This window comes from Endozoicomonas sp. YOMI1 (assembly GCF_024606345.1).
GTDB lineage: Bacteria > Pseudomonadota > Gammaproteobacteria > Pseudomonadales > Endozoicomonadaceae > Endozoicomonas.
In genome coordinates this window covers 1-1,573 of record NZ_JAHHPM010000331.1, presented here as the reverse complement: position 1 = coordinate 1,573, position 1,573 = coordinate 1, and the positions used below count along the sequence as shown (strand labels likewise).

The 1,573-nt window shown below is 42.8% G+C and carries 1 protein-coding gene; it reads right to left on the bottom strand.

What is annotated here, in order from left to right; genetic code table 11:
• Positions 1-197: 197 nt before the first annotated feature.
• Positions 198-653, bottom strand: coding sequence for a hypothetical protein (locus tag KDK15_RS12070; RefSeq protein ID WP_257295605.1), 456 nt, complete (start codon positions 651-653; stop codon positions 198-200).
• Positions 654-1,573: the final 920 nt, after the last annotated feature.

The following is a 1,573-nucleotide window of genomic DNA, read 5'->3' as shown; positions in this document are numbered from 1 at the left end:
CATAGTAACTGCCCACTTAGCCAGAAATATACGATTCCATTTGGCCAACTACTTACAGTGGACAACGACCAATACCTTCTTACCCTTCGATTGGTATGACTACTCAGCCAGTTTGAAAACGGATAGGAGGGAAGAAATAGAGGTTGATTCAAGCTCATTATTTTTTATTCGACTCTCTTATGCAGGCGGCAGCTTGCTCACCAGCGATTTTTGCTTTCTTTATTACCGGTATTCTTGAAAACTGTATTGTAAGCTTCCATGTAAGTCTCCCACTTGTCGGACTGTGCGTAAGTCGTCCCTTTCTCTGACGTTTCCCTGGCTGGTTTGGAAGCCTTCCCTTTCTTAGACATACGGTAAGCCCTCTGGTAAGCCTTCCGTTTCTCGGACTGTGCGTAAGCCTTCCGGTAAGCCTTCCGTTTCTCGGACTGTTGGTAAGCCTTCGAGTAAGCCTTCCCTCTCTCGGACTGCAACCAGGCTCGTCTGGAAGCCTTCCCTTTCTCGGACTGCGCCCAGGCTCGTCTGGAAACCTTCCCTTTCTCGGACTGTGCGTAAGCCCTCCAGTAAGCCTTCCGTTTCTCGGACTGTTGGTAAGCCTTATCATGAGCAATGGTCAGAGATTCACCAGATCCTGAAGCAGAAGCTTGAAAATCCAACTCATTCCCTGCAGGAAATGTATTTAGCTGCTGCTGTTCACTATTATTTATTTGAGAGTTAATAATAGATATTGGTACCGTTGGCGTAGAGAATGGATAAACAAGATTTTGATTATTGGGTAATGGATTGGAACTTTCACCAGGATTGTGACGAATATCAACAACTGATGAGCTTTGTGAGGTTGATCTCCCTGAACCTGAAAAACTGTTTCCAGCAGTATTCTTTAACGTTAAGGTAAGTGGAGGATGATTAACATTTAAAAAGTATGTGTGAGAATTCGCTTCACCGGCCATACTCCAAACCCGATCAATTCTTAATTCTGATTGACTGGTAAGAATTCTGGTGTTTTTGTCTACCTCCCGGTATGCCTTGGGTTTATATGATAAGTCTGACGGCTCGCTTTGTTCAGATTCTTGAGAATAAATAACCCTGACTGGCATTGTTTTAAAACGGGAGTCGCTTAATGGGTTAAGGTAGCTTTCACCATATGGAATCAATGGGTTTACATAATGACTTGGTGCAGTTTGATCAACTCGCAGCCCAAATACCAAACCACTTTGCTGTGGCCAGTCTTTAAAAGCCAAGCCACTGCTCGACATAACAGACTCATAGGCTTTCTGAAATACCGAATACAATGAAGGTGAGTTAAAATATGGATCAGCCATTGAATTGTTGAGTTATTGAATTAATGATAATGATTAGGACTGTTCTTTCTTATAAAAGTTCCTCCCCATCAGATCCTATTCAATATTTATTTCAACCAAGCATAACTAAGTAGTTGGCCAAATGAAATTATATTTTCTGGCTAAGTGGGCAGTTACCATGCAAGGCACAACGAAGGGAGCATAGCCGTAGCTATGTGACCGGAGTTGTAACGCCGCAGAGTGACTGATCACTTAGTCAGAAAATATGATTTCAT